Below are 13654 nucleotides of genomic sequence, written 5' to 3'. Positions count from 1 at the left end.
TCGCCGGACTGCTGGTCGATGCGGCGGCGCTGCGCCGCACGGTGCCGGCCGAGGAATTCGCCGACACGGCGCGCCGCAAGGCCTTCGTCGCGGCCTTGCAGAAGGAGGTGTTCGACAAGGCGCAGCGCTGCACCGACGACCTGCTCGCGCTCCATGGCTTTCGCCAGGACGATGCGGGCGAGGCGCCGCTGCCGCTCATCGAAGGCCGCTGGACGCTCGACTTCTTCAGCCCCGAAGCCATGAAGGACGCGGGCCTGCGGCTCGGCAAGGGCGCCGCCATCGGCGCGGCCGTGGGCGTGGTGGCGGACCTGGCGGTGGCCGGCATTTCGCTGGGCACCGGCGCGGCAGTGGGCGGTGCCATCGGCGGTGCCGTGTCGCAGGGCTGGGGCCCGTTCGGCCRCAAGCTGGCGAACCGGCTGCGCAACGTGCACGAGCTCACGGTGGAAGACGGCGTGCTGTTTGCGCTGGTGGCCTGGCAGCTGAAGCTCACGCGCGCGCTGGAGCAGCGCGGGCATGCGGCCACCGGGCGCATCGCGGCCGAAACGAGCGCGACGCAGGACGCGCCGACGCGCGCCACGGCGGCGGTCGTTCGCGCGGTGCGGCCCGCGCGCAGCCACCCCGAATGGGAATCGGCAGGCCTGGCCACGCGCGGCTTCTGGCGCCCCGCGCCGCAGCGCGACACGCTCGCGGCCGATCTGGCGCGCATGCTGCAGGGCGCCTTCGAACCCTGAGCGCCGCTCCTGCCTTCGCTTGCAGGCGGAGGCGACCGATTCCTACGCGCTGGCGCTGCCGCGCGCCCCACTCTTTTTTTCGAGGACATCGACGGCACGCGGGGTGCCGTTCGTCTTTTTGTCTTCATCGAAAAAAAGGAGCACCCATGGCCGTCGAATGCAAACTGCTCGCCACCCCCTTGATCGGACGCGTGTGGCAAGGCCGCACGCCGATTGCGCGGGCCGACGAATACCTGCGCTACAGCTTCGAGCACGGCATCCAGGAGATCGCGAAGAAGCCCGAATGCCTGGGCGTGCAGTACTTTCGCAAGCTGAACGGCGACGCCGCCGAATTCAGGACCGTCTCCTACTGGCAATCGATCGAGCACATGCATGCGATGCACGCGCAGCGCGGCGATCCGCTGCGCGTGGCGCCGCTGGCGCGCGACCCCGAGTTCCTGCTCGAACTGCCGGAATTCGTGGACATCGTCGAGGTGCACGTCAACTCGTTCGGCACGCAGAAATAGCCGAGCCGCTGCGCCCATCGCGGTCACTGCGCAGTCACGCGGCCCGCCTAGCATCYGCAGGCCCTTGCCGCCATCCACCCAGACTGCACCCCACCCCACGCGATGTACCCCGGCGAACGGCTCAACGGATACAGCCATCTGCTGGGCCTGGTGCTCGCACTCGCGGCCACCGCGCTGCTGCTGGCCAAGACCCTGCCCACCGGCGACGCCGCGCGGATTGCCGGCGCGCTGGTGTTCTCGCTCTCGGCCGTGCTGTTGTATGCGGCCTCCACCCTGTTCCACAGCACCCGGGGACCGCGCAAGCGCTTCTGGGAGCGCGTGGACCACTGCGCCATCTACCTCTTGATCGCGGGCACCTACACGCCGTTCGCGCTGGTCACGCTGCACGGGCTCTGGGGCTGGCTGCTGATGGCGGCCGTGTGGGGCGCTGCGCTTTTCGGCATCGGACGCGAGCTGCTGCAGGCAGGCGGCGCGGACTCGAAGCCGCCGCTGGCGCTCTACATCGCGATGGGCTGGCTCGGCGTGCTGGCCGCGGTGCCGCTGGCCGCGCGGCTCGACCGCGGCGGCCTTGCGTGGCTGCTGGCCGGCGGCGTGCTCTACACCGTGGGCACGGTGTTCTATCGCAACCGGCGGGGCTTCCGGCATGCGCACGGCGCCTGGCACCTGTTCGTGCTGGCGGGCACTGCAAGCCACTTCGTGTCGGTGGGCTGGTTCGTGCTGTGATGCGCGGCCGCGGCCGTGCAGCCTCCCGGTGTAAGCGCCTGTTACCACCTCCCGTCAGGTTTTCGCTTCGTGAGATGTGCAAAATGCGCTCCATGCCAAATATCGCCTCCATCCTGAAATCCGAGATTTCCCGTGTCGCCCGCAAGGAAGTTCGCGCGGAGATCGAAACGCTCAGAAAAGCATCCACGCTGCACCGCGCCTCGATCGCCGCATTGCGCCGGCAGGTTGAAAAGCTCGAAAAGGAGCTGCGCCGCGCCACCAAAACCGTGGCGCGCACCGCGCCCGCAGGCGATGCCGACGAGGTCGCCGAATCGGGCCCGCACCGGCGATTCAGCGCAAGCCGGCTGGCTGCGCACCGCGTCAAGCTCGGCCTCTCGGCCGCCGCCTACGGCAAGCTGGTGGGTGTGACAGGCCAGACCATCTACAAGTGGGAGCAAGGCAAGGCCAGGCCGCGCAAGGCCCAGCTCGAAGGCCTGGCCGCCGTGCGGGGCCTCGGCCGGCGCGAAGTGGCCGAGCAGTTGAACGGATAAGCCGGCCGCGCTCTTCCTTCATGTCCAGCCTCATCGTGCACGGCGGCACGCCGCTTCGTGGGCGCATCACGCCTTCCGCCAACAAGAACGCCGTGCTGCCGGTGCTGTGCGCCACGCTGCTCACGCGCGAGCCGCTGCGCCTGCACGGCGTGCCCGACATCACCGACGTGCGCAAGATCCTCGAGATCTTCCGCAGCCTGGGCAGCCAGGTGCGCATGGACCACGCCACCGGCACGCTGGAGCTGCACCACCGCGACACGGCCTTCGATGCCGCACGCGACCGGCTGCCCGAGGAAATGCGCTCGTCGATCATGCTGGTGCCGCCGCTGCTCGCGCGCTTCGGCATTGCGCGGCTCGAAGACAACGTCAAGGGCTGCACGCTGGGCGTGCGCGAGATCGATCCGCACGTCGATGTGTTCCGGCGCTTCGGCGGCGTGGTGGAGCGTGCCAGCGGCTCGCTGCTGGTGCGCTGCGCCGGGCCGCTCGTGCCCGCGCAGCATTGGCTCGACTACGCCTCCGTCACCACCACCGAGAACTTCGTGCTGTGCGCAGCCGCAGCCAAGGGCAGCTCCACGCTCACCAATGCCGCCTCCGAGCCGCATGTGCAGGAGTTCTGCCGCTTCATGGCGATGCTGGGCGTGCGCATCGAGGGCATCGGCACCTCGCGGCTCACGGTGCACGGCGGCGGCGTGCTCGGCGGCGGGGAATTCCGCTTCGACGAGGACTTCCACGAGATCACCACCTTCCTTGCGCTGGGCGCCATCACGGGCGGCGACGTGGTCGTGCGCAACAGCGCGCCCGAGAACTTTCCGCTGATCGACCGCACCTTCRACAAGTTCGGCGTGACGGTCACGCACGCAGACGGCTGGTCGCGCGCCAGCAGCAACGGCCCGCTCAAGGTGCAGACGCCTTTCACCAGCAACGTGCTCACCAAGGTGGAAGCGGCGCCGTGGCCGTACTTTCCGGTCGACCTGCTTCCGATCTTCATTGCGCTGGGCGTGCGCGCCCAGGGCAACGCGATGTTCTGGAACAAGGTGTACGACGGCGCGCTGGGATGGACCGGCGAGCTGTCGAAGTTCGGCGCCCACGTGTTCTCCTCGGACCCGCACCGGCTCATCAGCTTCGGCGGCAGCCCGCTGACGCCGGCCGTGGTCGAGAGCCCCTACATCATCCGCGTGGCAATCGCGCTCTTCATGGTCGCGGCGAGCATCGAAGGCCGCTCCGAAATCCGCAACGCCGTGCCGATCCGCCGCGCCCACCCGCGCTTCGCCGAGAACCTGCGCAGCCTGGGCGCGCAGGTGGAATGGACGAGCGAGGAGTGAGCCCAAGCGAGCGCGGGGCGGTTCAGCCCCGCAGCGCATCCGCCGCGATGCGCGCCGCCGACGCGATGACGTCGTTGCGGCCCGGCGCATCCGGCGTGGGAAAGGTCAGGTAGACCGCCATCACCAGCGGCGCGCCGGCCGGCGGCCACAGCACGGCGATGTCGTTCACGGTGCCGTAGGAGCCGGCGCCGGTCTTGTCGCCCACCTTCCAGTCGGCCGGCACGCCCGCGCGGATGCGCGTGGCGCCGGTGGTGTTGCCCAGCAGCCAGGCCGCGAGCTGGCTGCGCTGCGCCGCACCGAGCCCGTCGCCCAGCACCAGCCGCTGCAGGCTCGCGGCCATGGCCTCGGGCGAGGTGGTGTCGCGCGGATCGCCCGGAATGGCGCTGTTGAGCTCGGTCTCCCAGCGGTCGAGCCTGAAGACCGCATCGCCGATGGAGCGCGCGAATTCGGTCACGGCGGACGGGCCGCCGAGGATCTTCATCAGCAGGTTGGCCGCGGCGTTGTCGCTGTACTGGATGGTGGCGGCGCACAGCGCGGAAACCGCCATGCCCTGCCCCAGGTTCTTCTCGGTGATGGGCGAGTTGGGAAGGATGTCGCTCCTCGCGTAGCTCACGCGCTGCTCCAGCAGGCCGGGCTCGCGGCTGCTGCGCGCGAGGATGGCGGCGGAAGCCATCATCTTGAAGGTGCTGCACATCGGAAAACGCTCGGTGGCGCGGTGCTGCACGCGCGCGCCGCTGGCGGTGTCGAAGGCCGCGAGGCCGAGCCGCCCGCCCACGGAGCTTTCGAGGGCCGCGAGCTGCGCCTGCGCATTTGAAAGCGCGGCGGCTTGCGGCCCCTTGGCGGACCAGGCGGTACAGGCGCTGGCCAGGGGCAAGGCGGAGGCGGCGAGCAGGAAAGTGCGGCGATTGGCGATGGATGTCATTGGTTTTTTCTGCGAGTGGATGGAACGGCGGCCATCGTAGGAGCGCCATCGCGCAGGCTCCAGCGCCGGACGGCGCAGCCGCGTCTCGGCTGTATCGGGTGTAACCGCAGGAATCATTCAACTTATTGGTTGAATGATTTTCGGAGCACGACTATATTCAACCTCATGGTTGAACTAGACGACGACCGGCTCGACGCCGTGTTCCACGCCCTGGCCGACAGCACCCGCCGCACCATGCTGCAGCTGCTGGCCCAGGGCGAATGCAGCGTGGGCGAGCTGGGCGCGCCGTTTCGCATGTCGTTTGCGGGCGCATCCAAGCACGTCAAGGCGCTGGAGCGCGCCGGGCTGGTTTCCCGCACCGTGCAGGGCCGCGCGCACGTCTGCCGGCTGGAGCCGGCGGCGCTCGCATCGGCCAACGCATGGCTGCGCTACTACGAAGGCTTCTGGAACAACCATCTGGACGCGCTGGAGAAGGAACTGCGGCGCGAAGCATCCCGCGGCAAGTGAAGTCCCCATTCTTTTCTTTTCAAGGAGCAAGCCATGACCAAGAGCCACCTCGGAACCCTGATCGAACCCGGTACCCTGCGCATGGAGCGCACCCTGCCCGCCCCCGTCGAGCGCGTGTGGGCCTATTTCGTCGACCCCGGCAAGCGCGCCGCCTGGCTGGCCGGCGGCACCATGGCCGAGGAGCCCGGCAGCGTGTTCGAGCTGCGCTTCGACCACACCCGGCTCTCCGGCGAAGTGGCCCCCGAGCGCTTCGCCGCCTGCCGCAGTCCCATCTCCCAGAAATCGCGGGTCGTCGAATTCGAACCATTCAAGCGCCTGACCATCAGCTGGGGCAGCGAAAGCGCCACCGCCTCCGAGGTCTGCTTCGAATTCACGCAAGAGGGCGACACCACCCGCCTCGTGCTCACGCACCGGCGCCTGCCCGATCGCAAGGACACGCTCAGCGTCGCCAGCGGCTGGCACGCCCACCTCGACGTGCTCGACGACGTGCTGCACGGCCGCAAGCCGCGGGGGTTCTGGACCCAGCACGCGGCGCTCGAGAAGGCCTACGACGAACGCCTTCCGGCCTGAGCGGCCCTTGCGGAGTCGGATGGCGACTACAGGCAAGCGAGCGCGCTTGCGTTAAGGTGCGGAGCATCCGCCGACTCCGAAGCACCCCATGGCCACCACCCCCTCCCCCGTACCGGTTCGCAAGCATTTCTCGATGATCCGCGGCTTTCACCTGGCCGATGCATTCACGCTCGGCAACGCGGCATGCGGGGTGGGCGCGGTGTTCCTTTCGATGGCCTTCATGGCGAGCCAGTCGCTCGCGCAATTCCTCTGGGCCGCCGCCCTCGCGCCCGCGGCCTTCGTGTTCGACGTGTTCGACGGGCGCATCGCGCGCTGGCGGCAAACGCATTCGGCGCTGGGGCGCGAGCTCGATTCGCTGGCCGACGTGATCTCCTTTGGCGTGGCGCCGGCCGCGCTCGGCTTTGCCGCGGGCCTGGACGGCGGCTGGGACTGCGTGCTGCTGATCTATTTCGTGTGCTGCGGCGTGAGCCGGCTCGCGCGCTACAACGTCACGGCCGAGGCGCTCTCCGCGGGTGCCGACAAGGTCAAGTACTTCGAAGGAACGCCCATCCCCACCAGCGTGGTGCTGGTGGGCGTGCTGGCCTGGGCCGCCTGGCAGGGGCGCATCGGCGACGCCGTGTGGGGCGGCGCCTGGATGCTCGGCCCCTGGCAGCTGCATCCGCTCGCGCTGCTCTTCGCGCTCTCGGGCACGCTGATGATCAGCAAGACGCTGCGCATTCCCAAGTTCTGACCACCGTCCCCATTCACACCCCATCTCATGTCGAAGGCACCCTTCCCCCACGGCGCGGCCACCGGCCTCGACCAGTTGGTCCGCATCGCCGCTGAACAGCCGCTGGCACCGGCCTGCGACCACTTCTATTTCCTGCGCCACGGCCAGACCGGCCGCAATGCGCAGCGCATCTTCCAGGCCGTGGACGAGCCGCTGAGCGAGCTCGGCCTGCAGCAGGCCGCGCACGCCGCGCAGCTGCTGGCGGGCGAGCCGATCCGCACCATCGTCTGCAGCGACGCCCGCCGCGCGCACGACACGGCGCATGCCGTGGCCACCGTGCTGCGCCTCGTGCCCACGCCGCAGGCGGGCCTGCGCGAGCGCAACTTCGGCGCGCTCATCGGCACCTCGTCGGCCGAGATCGACTGGGCCTGCGAGCCCGAGGGCGGCGAAACGCTGGCCCAGTTCGTGGCCCGCAAGCGGCTGGCGCTGGAGGCCGCGCTCGCGCAGCCTGCGCCGGTGCTGGTGGTGGCGCACGGGGGCACGCTCTACGCGCTGGCGGCGCTGATCGGCCTGCCGATCGACCTGGCCCTGCTCGGCAATGCGCAGCCATTGCGTTTTTCGCGCAGCGGCCCCACATGGACCGTGACGCCGCTGCTGCGGCAGGCCGACGGCGGCTCGAGCCTGGCCTGAGGCGGCCGGCAGGCGTACCGTTCGGCATCCACACCACCGAAAAGCATGGAATTCAAGGACTACTACAGCGCCCTGGGCATCGACCGCACCGCGTCCGAGGACGACGTGCGCAAGGCCTACCGCAAGCTCGCGCGCAAGTACCACCCCGACGTCAGCAAGGAGCCCGACGCCGAGAAGCGCATGCGCGACATCAACGAAGCCAACGACGTGCTGCGCGACAAGGAAAAGCGCGCCGCCTACGACGCGCTGGCCGACCGCGTGGCGCGCGGCGGCCACGCGCAGGGCGACTTCCAGCCGCCGCCGGACTGGGACACGGGCTTCGAGTTCCACCGCGGCCCCAACCAGGGCCCGGCCGACCATGCCGACTTCAGCGAGTTCTTTTCGTCGCTGTTCGGCGAGGCCGAGCGCCGCGGCGCCGCAAGGCGCAACTACCGCGCGCGCGGCGAAGACCACCACGCGGCGATCGAGATCGCGCTCGAGGATGCGCTCAACGGCGCCGAGCGCGAGATCACGCTGCGCGCACAGGAGCTCGATGCAGAGGGCCGGCCCGTCTTCAAGACGCGCACGCTCAGCGTCAAGATCCCGCCCGGCGTTCATCCGGGGCAGTTCATCCGGCTCGCCGGCCAGGGCATGCCGGGCCATGGCGGCGAACCCGCGGGCGACCTGTACCTGGAGGTGCGCATCGCGCCGCACCGGCTCTACCGCATCGAGGAACGCGACCTCTACATGACGCTGCCCGTCACGCCGACCGAGGCCGCGCTCGGTGCGCAGGTCCAGGTGCCCGTGCCTACCGGCGGCGTGGTCGAGGTGACCGTGCCGCGCAACGCGCGCAGCGGCCGCAAGCTGCGGCTCAAGGGCCGTGGGCTGGCCGGCAAGCAGCCTGGCGACCTGTACCTGCTGCTCGACATCGCCCTGCCCCCGGCCGACAGCGAGGCCGCGCGCAAGGCCTACGAGCAGCTCGCGCAGGCATCCGCTTCGTTCAACCCACGCCAGCATCTGGGAGTGTGAGCATGGCGACCGTTTCCGTGACAACCACAGCCATCAGCGCGTCGCAGCCGCTCGCGGCCAACGAGCTGGCCCATGCCTGCGGCGCCRACACCGAATGGGTGGTGCAGCTCGTCGAAGTGGGCATCGTGCAGATCGCCGCGGCCGAGGCGCCGCCCGAGCACTGGCGGTTCTCGAGCACCGACCTGCAATGCGCGCTCGAGGCGCGCCGCCTGGAGCGCGACTTTGGCGTGGGCCTCGATGCCGCTGCGCTGATCCTCGATCTGCAGCACGAGGTGCGGCGGCTCAAGGCAGTGATCCGCGCGCACGGGCTTCGCTAGCCGCCGCCGGGCAAGCGCCGCAGATCAGCCCGGCTTGCCGCGCGTTGTCTTCTTCTGGCCTTCGGCGCGCGGCGCGTTCGCGGCGGCCGCCGGGCCGGTGCCGGCGTTCAGCTGATCGACCCACAACAAGGTGTCGACGTACGACATGAACCGGTTGAGGTATTCGGGCGACAGCTCGTGCATCAGCATGAGCGACCGGTGCACCAGGTGGTGCGAGTTGAGCGGGCCCGCGTTCTCCGGCACCTTGGCCAGCGACTGCGTCAGCCGCCGGTCGGCACTGAGCCGCGACCAGGTACTCCTGAAGTAGCGCAGCGTCTTGAGCTCGGGGGTGGCGGGCGCGGCGTCATCGGCCGCCGCGCCGTCATCGCCTTGCGGCGGCGCCTGCCGTGCCATGTGCTCGACGAGTTCCGCGAGCGGACCGCGGGGAGGACGCGTCGCCTCTTTCGCGTTGGCATCTGAATTGGCCGAAGCACCGTCAACGCACCGGGCCTCTTCGATCTTCTCGCGATACGCCGCGAGCAGCGCGGCCAGCCGCTCGTCGAGGATGCGCCGCGCATCGCCCTCATGAGCGGCCGCGCGCCTCGCAAGCGCCTCGATGAAGCGAAAGCGCACAGGATCCCGGCGATGGCCGCCCTGTGTGCGCCAGGCGTCGAGCACCGCCGCCGGGTCCATGCGACTGCCGCTACTCACGGGACTTGGTGCCGGCGCCGGCCTGCCGCGGCGTGGGCGCCATCTCGACGCGCCGGTTCTTTGYGCGCCCTTCGGCATCGGCATTGGACGCCACGGCCTGCTCGGAACCGAAGGCCGCGGCAAACACCGACGACGACGGAACGCCCTCCTCGATCAGGGCCCGCGTCACCGTCAAGGCGCGCTGGGCCGAGAGCTCCCAGTTGTCGGCGAAGGGCCGGTTGCCGTCCTTCGACTGGCGCATCTGCCGGTCGTCGGTGAAGCCGCTCACCATCAGCACCTCGTCGCGTGCGCGCAGGTAGCTGGCCACGGGCGCGGCCAGGCTCTTGAGCACTTGCCGGCCTTCGGGCTGCAGGTCGGCCGAGTTGAAGGCAAACAGCACGCTGCCGCTGATGCCGATGCGCCCGTTGTTCAGCGTGACGCGGCCCGCCGCGAGCGGCCCGGCCAGCGCCTGTTCGAGCGCCTCGCGGCGCTGCGTCTCGGCCTGGCGCTGCTGCACCTCGGCCTGCAGCCTGGCGGCCAGGTCCAGCTGCATGCCGAGCGCGCCCACGAGGATCAGCACGAAGGCCCCGACCAGCCCCGACATCAGGTCGCCGAAGACCGCCCACACCGGCACGCTCGGCTCCAGGCCGGCGTCGAGATCGTCGTGCATCACGCTTCGCTGCCCACGGCGGCCTGCCGGCTCGCGATCTGCTGCAGGTCTTCGACGATCTGCTTCTGCGACATGATGCTCAGGTCGATGACTTCCCTCGCCTGCGCCACGTAATAGGCCAGCTGCTCGTCGCTGCGCGCAATGGATTTGCCCAGCGCGCCCTCGACGCGCTGCAGGTGGGCCACCAGCTTGTCGTTCGATTCGCTGAACAGCTGCACGGCAAAGCCGAAGGCCTCGCCAAGGCTGGCCACTTCGACGGCGCTGCCGGTGATCTGCGCGGCGACCGCGGCCATCTTGCCGGTTTCCTCGTCGACCTTCTCGGTGAAGCGGCTGCCCACGCGGTCCAGCACGTCCGCCGATGCACCCACCAGCGCATCGACCGCCGAGCGCTGCTCGGTGGAGGCATGGTTCACCGCATCGAGCAGGGTTCCCAGCGTTTCCATGATGCGGCTGCGTTCTTCCAGCATCGCGTTGTCGCGCGCCATGCTGTCGGACAGTTTCTGGCGCAGCTCGGCCACCACTTCGGCCGCCACCCGCGGCGCTTCCGATGCGGCCTGCAGCAGCCGCGCGATCTCGCCGACCGTGTTCTTCGCATGCGCCTCGGCCTGGGTCGACATGTCGCGCGCGGTCTGCGCGAGCGCATCGAAGAGCTGCTGCTGCTGGCTTGCCGTGTGCGCGCCCGCCTGCTGCCACTCCTGCTGCAGCGATGCGGACACCGTGGCCAGCTCCTGCGTCCAGGCCGACAGGCGCTGCTCGTCGCGCGCCGCGATGTCGGCCTGCAGCGTGGCATGCGCCTGCTCCACGGTGCGCAGCAGCGAGGCCGAGTGCTGCTCGAAGCCGGCCGCCGCCGCCGCGAGCGACTGCTGCGCCTCCTGCGACAGCTTTTCGCTGACGCGCTGGTGCTGCGCGAGCGCGCTGCCCCAGGTGTCGGACACGCCGGCCGCGGTGCTTTCCAGCCGGGCCGAGACGCCCTCCACCAGCGAGGCCGAGCGCTGCTCGAAGGTTTCGGCAAAGCGGTCATGCGAGGCGCGCAGGTCGCTCGACAGCGCCTCGGAGGTGCGCTGGTGATCGGCCAGCGCAGCCTGCCAGGTGCCCGCCACGCTGGCGGTGGTGGCCTCGAAGCGGCTCGAGAGGCCATCGAGCTGCTGCTGCACGGTGCGCGCCACGGTGTCGTGCAGCGAGGCCGTCTCGCGCGCGATGCCCGCCATGGTGGCCTCGACCACCGGCTGGATCGTCGCGCCGGCGATGCGCGCGCTTTCGCTCAGGCTCTGCTTGAGCGACTGGTCGACCGAGGACGCCAGCCCGGCATACACGGCCTCGGCCTTGGTGTGAAACTGCGCCTGCCCGGCGGCAAGGCGCTCGTTCAGGGCCTGGCTCTGCCGCTCCATCGCCGCCATCATGGCCTGCAGCTGGTCGACCAGCCGCGGCATCTGGTGGGCCTGCTGCTCGAGCAGCTGGAACGAGGCCTCGCGCTGGTGCGCCAGCGAATAGGCGCGCAGCGTGGTGGCGATCTTGCTGTCGAGCATCTGCCCGGCCTGCAGCCGCTCGCGCCGGCACAGCGCCGAGGCCAGCCCCAGCATCGCGGAGGCGGCCACGCCGGCCACCGAGGTGCCGAATGCCAGCCCCAGGCCCTTCACGGGCGCCGACAGCGAGGCGCGGATGGCCGGCAGGTCCGTCGCGCTTTCCAGCGCCATGCCGGTGCCGTTCAGCGTGACCACCATGCCGAGGAAGGTGCCCAGCATGCCCAGCAGCACCAGCAGTCCGGCCAGGTACGGCGTGAGCGCCGGGCCCGGCAGGCCGACGCGCTCGCCCTCGATGCGAAGGCGCACCGCGTTGCGCAGCGTGGGATGCAGCCGGTCGAGCCACGCGCCCAGGCTCGCGGGCGGATCGGAAAGAGCCGCCACGGCATGCGACAAGGTGGCGGTGGCCTGCTGGAAGCGGTGCAGTTCCAGCGCCCCCATCAGGTAGAACGCGCCGACCAGCATCGTGACGGCGAGCGCCAGCGTGTGCGAGCCGATGTATCCGGCCCCGACCCAGCAGACGACGGCCAGGCCCGCGGCAAAAACAGCGTAGTGAAGAAATCTATTCATGGCACTCTGGTTGCCTCATGCGAAGGGCTTCGAGCAGCCCTTCGATCGGTTGGAATCGGAAATCGAGTTCGGCGAGCAGCACGTTCTTCATGTCCTTGCGGAACACACGCAGCCACTCGCCGGCCTCTGCCTCGCTGTCGGGTTCGCCCGTCGTCTCCGGGCTGGCCTGGCGCAGGCGCGTGAAATGCTTTTCGAGCAGCGCGGGCACGGAAGCGAGCAGGCTGTGCTCGCGCGCAGCCAGCACCTGCTCCATCACCACGTCCACGGCCGCAAGCCGGGCCATGGCTGGCGACCTGGCCGCCAGCAGCGCCCGCAAACGGCCGCGCAGCGGGCCGATGCCCGCTTCCATGGCCTGTTGCAGCGTGAGATGGCGGCGGCGAAACGGCGTGAAGTCGACGGCTGCCGCGACAGCGCCGTCCTCGGCCACGGCCTTGGCCAATGCGGCCCGCGCACGGACGCATTCGCGCTCCTCGGCGCTCGCGGAAGCCCGCGCGCGCGAAGGCGCTGCGGCCGTCGCCACGGCGCCGTCCAGCGCGGCCGACAGCGAAATGGCGTCGGTCCAGCCGAACCATTGGCTCAATCGATCCGCGGTGGCCTGCCGGGGTTCGCGAACGTCGGCATCGGTCAGCCGAGAGAGCAAGCGAACAAGCGCCGAGCCGTTGAAAACTGTGCGCTGTGAAACTTGCGCCATACCCGCCAGAACGAAAAACCTGGCAGTCTACACCGGCAGCTCCTCTTGGCCTTCCCCTTCCGCAGCCGCTGCCGGAAGGGAAAGTTCAAGCAAACGTTCCAATCGGTAACCAGGCGTTCCGCCGAGTTCAGCCCGCCGCTTCCGCGGGCCAGCCCGAGCGCGCCGCGCGTTCGAGCGCAGAACGCACCACCCGCCGATGGAACGGCGCGATCAGCCGGATGTAGTTGCGGCCGAAGAGGTTGTGGCAGTGCACCACCGTGACGGCGGTGAGCGAATCCCCCGCCACGGAGCGCATCACCGAGACGCGGAAATCCAGGTGCCGGTCGTCCTCGCCCAGCACCACCTCGTTGGCATGTGTTTCGTAGATGCGAAAGATGCCCACGCGCGGCGCACCGCCCGGCCTGTCCGCACGCAGCGCGCTGGCCGTCTTGATGCCGAAGCCGCCAACCAGCCGGTCGCGCAGTGCCAACAGTGCGCTGACCCAAGGCGCGGGACGCTCGAACGCAAAGCGCGCAAGCGCCATCACGTCGCGGGTGGCGCCCGGCGGCAGGTCGATGGCAAAGGCGTCGGCCAGGAAGGCGCCGCGATAGAGGCCGGCCACGCGCGCGCCCGGGGGCAGCGCCTCGCGGCGGGACTTGTGCAATCGATGGTTGTTTGTCATTGGAAGATCTCGAACACGTCGCCGTTGGTCGGCGTCGCCTGCTCGTGATAGATGTCGTAGAGGTACTGCGACAGCTCGGCGCGAGAGACGTCGGATGGAATTGCCAGCTGGATCCTGCGCCGCTTGCCATCGGGCCCCATCAAATAGCCGTGCCACCGGTCCTCGGCTCTTTCAATGGCCATGACCTCGCCGAACACATTGAACAGGTAGCGCTCGCCGCTCATGGGTATTCACGCTGGACCGCGTGCGAAAAAACCAGCGGATCGGCCGCGAGCGAAGCTGGAAGGAAGGTCGGGCGCAGGTTGACGGCCGCCAGCTCCGCGATGGGAAGCCAGCGG

General features: G+C 69.8%; 18 protein-coding genes. 11 read left to right on the top strand and 7 right to left on the bottom strand.

Features of this window, described 5'->3' with window-relative positions:
- The 5 genes from AC1DOC_RS03445 to AC1DOC_RS03425 all read left to right on the top strand — a co-directional run.
- Positions 1–731, top strand: a 731-nt coding sequence (locus tag AC1DOC_RS03445; protein ID WP_478129404.1) for a DUF3482 domain-containing protein, incomplete at its 5' end; no start/stop codon positions are given.
- A gap of 146 nt (positions 732–877) precedes the next feature.
- Positions 878–1237 (top strand): hypothetical protein, encoded by a 360-nt coding sequence (locus AC1DOC_RS03440; protein ID WP_012748325.1) that lies wholly within the window; start codon positions 878–880, stop codon positions 1235–1237.
- 102 nt (positions 1238–1339) lie between these two features.
- A complete protein-coding gene (gene trhA / locus AC1DOC_RS03435; RefSeq protein WP_478083399.1) occupies positions 1340–1960 on the top strand; it encodes a PAQR family membrane homeostasis protein TrhA in 621 nt (206 codons plus the stop codon).
- 92 nt (positions 1961–2052) lie between these two features.
- Positions 2053–2490 (top strand): helix-turn-helix domain-containing protein, encoded by a 438-nt coding sequence (locus tag AC1DOC_RS03430; RefSeq protein ID WP_478081788.1) that lies wholly within the window; start codon positions 2053–2055, stop codon positions 2488–2490.
- Between the two features lie 20 nt (positions 2491–2510).
- Positions 2511–3812 carry a UDP-N-acetylglucosamine 1-carboxyvinyltransferase gene (locus AC1DOC_RS03425; RefSeq protein ID WP_478129403.1) on the top strand — a complete coding sequence of 434 codons (1302 nt, stop codon included), beginning with the start codon at positions 2511–2513 and terminating at the stop codon, positions 3810–3812.
- 22 nt (positions 3813–3834) lie between these two features.
- Here the strand turns inward: AC1DOC_RS03425 and bla are convergent, their stop codons facing one another.
- Positions 3835–4734 (bottom strand): class A beta-lactamase, encoded by a 900-nt coding sequence (gene bla, locus AC1DOC_RS03420; protein WP_478081784.1) that lies wholly within the window; start codon positions 4732–4734, stop codon positions 3835–3837.
- A gap of 165 nt (positions 4735–4899) precedes the next feature.
- Between bla and AC1DOC_RS03415 the strand changes: the two genes are divergently transcribed.
- The 6 genes from AC1DOC_RS03415 (at position 4900) to AC1DOC_RS03390 (ending at position 8535) form a co-directional block, all read left to right on the top strand.
- A complete protein-coding gene (locus AC1DOC_RS03415) occupies positions 4900–5241 on the top strand; it encodes an ArsR/SmtB family transcription factor (protein WP_478081782.1) in 342 nt (113 codons plus the stop codon).
- 33 nt (positions 5242–5274) lie between these two features.
- Positions 5275–5811, top strand: a complete 537-nt coding sequence (locus AC1DOC_RS03410) for an SRPBCC family protein (protein ID WP_478081780.1) — start codon at positions 5275–5277, stop codon at positions 5809–5811.
- Between the two features lie 88 nt (positions 5812–5899).
- Complete coding sequence (locus tag AC1DOC_RS03405) at positions 5900–6541, top strand: CDP-alcohol phosphatidyltransferase family protein (RefSeq protein ID WP_307592307.1); 642 nt, start codon at positions 5900–5902, stop codon at positions 6539–6541.
- A 27-nt stretch (positions 6542–6568) separates the two neighbouring features.
- Positions 6569–7210: a histidine phosphatase family protein gene (locus tag AC1DOC_RS03400; protein ID WP_478083401.1), complete on the top strand. Its 642-nt coding sequence runs from the start codon at positions 6569–6571 to the stop codon at positions 7208–7210.
- A 45-nt stretch (positions 7211–7255) separates the two neighbouring features.
- Positions 7256–8218, top strand: a complete 963-nt coding sequence (locus AC1DOC_RS03395) for a DnaJ C-terminal domain-containing protein (RefSeq protein WP_478080351.1) — start codon at positions 7256–7258, stop codon at positions 8216–8218.
- Positions 8219–8220: 2 nt separating this feature from the next.
- On the top strand, positions 8221–8535 hold the full coding sequence (locus tag AC1DOC_RS03390) for a chaperone modulator CbpM (protein ID WP_478129402.1): 315 nt from the start codon (positions 8221–8223) through the stop codon (positions 8533–8535).
- A gap of 24 nt (positions 8536–8559) precedes the next feature.
- Here the strand turns inward: AC1DOC_RS03390 and AC1DOC_RS03385 are convergent, their stop codons facing one another.
- From AC1DOC_RS03385 to AC1DOC_RS03360, 6 genes are all read right to left on the bottom strand, one after another.
- The gene (locus AC1DOC_RS03385; protein WP_478080353.1) at positions 8560–9207 is read right to left on the bottom strand and encodes a DUF2894 domain-containing protein; all 648 of its coding nucleotides are present in this window, start codon (positions 9205–9207) and stop codon (positions 8560–8562) included.
- A gap of 10 nt (positions 9208–9217) precedes the next feature.
- Entirely contained in the window at positions 9218–9874 is a 657-nt protein-coding gene (locus AC1DOC_RS03380; protein WP_478129401.1) for an OmpA family protein, read from the bottom strand.
- A complete protein-coding gene (locus tag AC1DOC_RS03375) occupies positions 9874–11964 on the bottom strand; it encodes a DUF802 domain-containing protein (RefSeq protein ID WP_478080350.1) in 2091 nt (696 codons plus the stop codon). Before AC1DOC_RS03375 ends, AC1DOC_RS03380 begins: the two co-directional genes overlap by 1 nt.
- Positions 11957–12655, bottom strand: coding sequence for a DUF3348 domain-containing protein (locus tag AC1DOC_RS03370; RefSeq protein ID WP_478080349.1), 699 nt, complete (start codon positions 12653–12655; stop codon positions 11957–11959). Before AC1DOC_RS03370 ends, AC1DOC_RS03375 begins: the two co-directional genes overlap by 8 nt.
- A 127-nt stretch (positions 12656–12782) precedes the next feature.
- Positions 12783–13298 carry a DUF2867 domain-containing protein gene (locus tag AC1DOC_RS03365; RefSeq protein WP_478080348.1) on the bottom strand — a complete coding sequence of 172 codons (516 nt, stop codon included), beginning with the start codon at positions 13296–13298 and terminating at the stop codon, positions 12783–12785.
- A gap of 14 nt (positions 13299–13312) precedes the next feature.
- A complete protein-coding gene (locus AC1DOC_RS03360) occupies positions 13313–13540 on the bottom strand; it encodes a DUF7661 family protein (protein ID WP_278880041.1) in 228 nt (75 codons plus the stop codon).
- Positions 13541–13654: the final 114 nt, after the last annotated feature.

This window comes from Variovorax sp. 01T439_2, assembly GCF_056398445.1.
The sequence above is the reverse complement of the archived record's forward strand: the minus strand, read 5'-3'. Positions and strand labels throughout refer to the sequence as shown.

Excerpts from the sequence above, each read along its gene's own strand:
- AC1DOC_RS03440 (WP_012748325.1), top strand. The coding sequence starts at position 878 with ATGGCCGTCGAATGCAAACTGCTCGCCACCCCCTTGATCGGACGCGTG.
- trhA (WP_478083399.1), top strand. The coding sequence starts at position 1,340 with ATGTACCCCGGCGAACGGCTCAACGGATACAGCCATCTGCTGGGCCTG.
- AC1DOC_RS03430 (WP_478081788.1), top strand. The coding sequence starts at position 2,053 with ATGCCAAATATCGCCTCCATCCTGAAATCCGAGATTTCCCGTGTCGCC.
- bla (WP_478081784.1), bottom strand. The coding sequence starts at position 4,734 with ATGACATCCATCGCCAATCGCCGCACTTTCCTGCTCGCCGCCTCCGCC.
- AC1DOC_RS03415 (WP_478081782.1), top strand. The coding sequence starts at position 4,900 with ATGGTTGAACTAGACGACGACCGGCTCGACGCCGTGTTCCACGCCCTG.
- AC1DOC_RS03410 (WP_478081780.1), top strand. The coding sequence starts at position 5,275 with ATGACCAAGAGCCACCTCGGAACCCTGATCGAACCCGGTACCCTGCGC.
- AC1DOC_RS03405 (WP_307592307.1), top strand. The coding sequence starts at position 5,900 with ATGGCCACCACCCCCTCCCCCGTACCGGTTCGCAAGCATTTCTCGATG.
- AC1DOC_RS03400 (WP_478083401.1), top strand. The coding sequence starts at position 6,569 with ATGTCGAAGGCACCCTTCCCCCACGGCGCGGCCACCGGCCTCGACCAG.
- AC1DOC_RS03395 (WP_478080351.1), top strand. The coding sequence starts at position 7,256 with ATGGAATTCAAGGACTACTACAGCGCCCTGGGCATCGACCGCACCGCG.
- AC1DOC_RS03385 (WP_478080353.1), bottom strand. The coding sequence starts at position 9,207 with ATGGACCCGGCGGCGGTGCTCGACGCCTGGCGCACACAGGGCGGCCAT.
- AC1DOC_RS03375 (WP_478080350.1), bottom strand. The coding sequence starts at position 11,964 with ATGAATAGATTTCTTCACTACGCTGTTTTTGCCGCGGGCCTGGCCGTC.
- AC1DOC_RS03370 (WP_478080349.1), bottom strand. The coding sequence starts at position 12,655 with ATGGCGCAAGTTTCACAGCGCACAGTTTTCAACGGCTCGGCGCTTGTT.
- AC1DOC_RS03360 (WP_278880041.1), bottom strand. The coding sequence starts at position 13,540 with ATGAGCGGCGAGCGCTACCTGTTCAATGTGTTCGGCGAGGTCATGGCC.